Raw genomic sequence first — 3,431 nt, 5'->3', positions numbered from 1 at the left:
CGGTGCAGGTCAGGCGGCCCGGCTCGGTACCGGCCGGGCAGGCCGGACCGGCCAGCGTGACGCCGCCATCGGGGAGGAACGTGACCGCGGGGTCGGGCCCGTCGCTGCTCACGGTGACCGTGCGGGTGACCGGCCGGCCGTCCGGGTACAGCGGCCCGGCCGGGTCGATCGTGACGCCGCGGACGGCGGAGCGGACCTCGGCCAGGGCCGGGCCGGCCGTGACCGCGCCCACCCCGACGGTGATCCCGACCCGGTCGCCGGGCAGGGTGATCGCGGCCGCCAGGTCCAGGGTCAGGGTCACCGGCGTGCCCGGGGCCAGCGGGCGCAGCGCGCAGCCCTGGTCGGTGCAGGTCACCGCGTCGGCCGGGGTGACCCCGACGAGCCGGAGCAGAGCGGGATCCAGGTCGCCGCCGGCGGCGTCGGTGGCCGCGATCGCGATCGGCAGGCCGGCCGAGGTCGGCACGTCGCCGGTGTTGGTGACGGTGAGGGCGGCGGTGCCGCCGGTCCCGGCGACCAGCGGGCCGGCCTGCCACCCGGACAGCGCGAGCGCGCTCGGCCGGAGCACGACCAGCGTGTCGAAGGTGGTGGGGACGGTCCGGCCGGCCGCATCGGTCGCGGTGACGGCCAGCGGGCCCGTGGTGCCGGGGGCGACGCGGAGCACGAGCGGAACGGTCCCGCGGCCGAGGTCGCAGGTCACCCGCGGCCCGGCGGTGCCGCCGCAGGCGATCGTCACGCGGTCGGTCCCGGTGTCGACGGTGACCGGACCGTACTCGGTGACGGTGTCGTCGGTCGGGGTCGCGACCAGGGTGATCGGGGTCGGCGTTCCGTCGGCGACGACGGACGAGGTCGTCGAGGCGCTGAGCACGGCCAGGCCCGGACCGACGGTGAGATCGGCCGATCGGGACGCGTCCGGCAGGCGCACGGTGACGGTGCCGGCGGTGACGGCCGGGGTGGCCCGGACGGTGAGCTCGACGGTGGCCGTGCCGCCCGGATCGATCGGCGGCAGGACGCAGCCGGCCGGATCGCCGGCGGCGACGGCGGGCGCCACCGCGCCGGCGGAGCATTCGACCGCGGTCGGGGTCAGACCCTCGGTGCCCGCGGCCCGGACCGGGACCCCGTCGGCCGAGGCCACCCCGCCGGAGTTGGTGACGGTGAACCGGACGGCGCCGGTTCCGCCGGCCACCGGCGGCGCGACGATCTCGGCGTCACCGACGAAGTCGAGCGTGGCGGGAGCGGCGACGGTCAGGGCGGTGAGCGTGAGCGGCCGGCCGCCGGCGTCGGTCGCGGTCAGCGGCAGCGGGCCGGCGGCAGTGCCCGGCGGTGCGGTGATCGCGACGGTGAAGCGGCGGTCGCCGCAGGTCACCCGGGTTTCGTCGGCGTCGGACGGGCAGCCGTTCGGGCCCGTGATGGTGATGCCCCCGCCGGCCACCAGGGTGACCTCGCCCGGGTCGATGCCGTCGGCGGCCTCGACGGTGACGGTGCGGTCGCTCGGCCGCCCGTCGGCGACGACCGGGCCGTCCGGGTCGACGACCAGCCGGTCGATGCCCGCGGCCACGGACACGGCCAGGGCATCGGACTCCGTGTCCCCGACGGCGAGGCGCAGCTCGGCGTCGGCCGGGACGGTCGGGTCGACCGTCAGGTCGACGGTCAGGGTGACGGACGCGCCGGGGGCGAGGGCACCGACCGACCAGGCGGGGCCGGGCCCGTCGGCCACCCGGCCGGCGGCCCCGTCGCCGTCGACCGTGACGCCGCTGATCGCGACCCCGGCCGGGGCCGGCAGGGTGAGCGCGGCGGGCGCGGACTCGACCCCGCCCGAGTTGGTGACGGTCAGGGCGACCGCGCCGCCACCGCCGGCCACGAGCGGCCGCACGAGCACCACCGGGCCGAGGTCGAGCCGCGCGGGGGACCGCACGACGAGTCCGCGGAAGTCGTCCGGGATCGTCCGGCCGCCCGCGTCCCGGGCGGTCAGGGCGATCGGGCCCAGCGGTGCGCCGGTGGCCGGGGTGATGGTGAGCGGGACGGTCGTGCCCGTGCCGAGGTCGCACGTCACCGTGGGGCCGGCGGTCCCGGTGTCCGGGCAGGCCAGGTCGATGCCGTCGGGCGCGGTCACCGTGATCGCACCGAGATCGGTGACGCCGGCGGCCGGCGTCGCGGTCACCGGGACGGTCTGTGGCCGCCCGTCGGCGAGCAGGGTGCCGGCCGGCACGGACAGCGCGGTGACTCCGGCCCGGACCGGAATCGGGAACGGACCGGTGCCGGCCTCGCCGAGCGTAATCTCGGCGAGGCCGTCGGTCGCGCCCGGGTCGGCGGCCAGGGTCACCGTCACGATCAGCGAGGCGCCGGGCCCGACCGGGGGCAGGGTGCAGGTCGTCCCGGCACAGTCGACCCCGGGGGTGGCGCTGCCCGGCGTGAGACCCGCGGGCAGGGACAGCCCCAGCGAGCGATCGGCGCCCGAGGGCAGACCGCCGGTGTTCGCGATCGTCACGGTCACGCTGCCCTGCCCGCCGGCGGCCGGGGGAACGACGGTACCCAGCGCGAGGGTCAGATCGGCCGGGGCCGGGACGACCTGCACCGGGCCGTCCGGCCCGCGCAGGTTCAGGGGGCGGGCGCCCGCGTCGGCGGCGGTGATCGGCAGGGGACCGGGGGCCTGGTCCGGGTCGACCACGACGACGAGGTCGAAGCCGTTCCCGGCGCCCGGGGTGCAGGTAGCCGTGCCGGCGGCGGTCGCCCCGCCGCAGGACAGCCGGACCGCCGGGCTGCCGGAGGTCACGGTGACCGGCCCCGGGGTGGTCACCGTGGGCGCCAGGGCCGCGGCGACCGGGACGGTCCGGGCGGCGCCGTCGGCGACCAGCTGACCGGTCGGCGTGGTCAAAGCGGTGATGCCGGGCCCGGCCAGGACGGTGAATCGGGGGCCGGCGGGGCCGCCGTCCGGCGTCACCGTCACAGTGCCGGTGGTGGTCGCCGGGGTGGCCGAGATGGTCAGGGAGACGATCACCTGTCCACCCGGGGCGATGGCCGGCAGGGTGCAACGGCCGGCGGGCGCGTCGCAGCTCACGGTCCCGGTCGCGCTGGCGGCCAGGCTCACGCCGTCGGTCCCGGTGACGTCGATGCCGGTCGGCACCGTCGGCCGGCCGCCGGCGTTCGCCGCGGTGAACGTGATGCGGCCGGAGCCGCCGGCGACCGGCTGCTCGATCGCGGACGGGTCGGTCAGCCGCAGGTCGGCCGGGGCCGGGACCACCTGGACCGGACCGTCCGGGCCGAGCAGGTCGACGGGCCGGTTGCCGGCGTCGGTCGCGGTGAGCGGCAGGTCGCCGGCCGACTGGTGGCGGTCGACCCCCCCGGCCCCGGTCACCCACCCGGCCCCCCCGGGGGGGCAGGAGGCGGCGCCCCCGCGCGGGTCCCCCCGGCACGCGCCCCCGACCGGCTCCCCC

The 3,431-nt window shown here is 78.9% G+C and carries 1 protein-coding gene; it reads right to left on the bottom strand.

Features of this window, described 5'->3' with window-relative positions:
* Nucleotides 1-3,352, bottom strand: a 3,352-nt coding sequence (locus ACOJUF_RS00245) for a hypothetical protein (RefSeq protein ID WP_420119854.1), incomplete at its 3' end; no start/stop codon positions are given.
* Between the last annotated feature and the right edge of the window lie 79 nt (nucleotides 3,353-3,431).

The organism is Nakamurella sp. (genome assembly GCF_048594475.1).
Lineage (GTDB): Bacteria > Actinomycetota > Actinomycetes > Mycobacteriales > Nakamurellaceae > Nakamurella.
The sequence above is the reverse complement of the archived record's forward strand: the minus strand, read 5'-3'. Positions and strand labels throughout refer to the sequence as shown.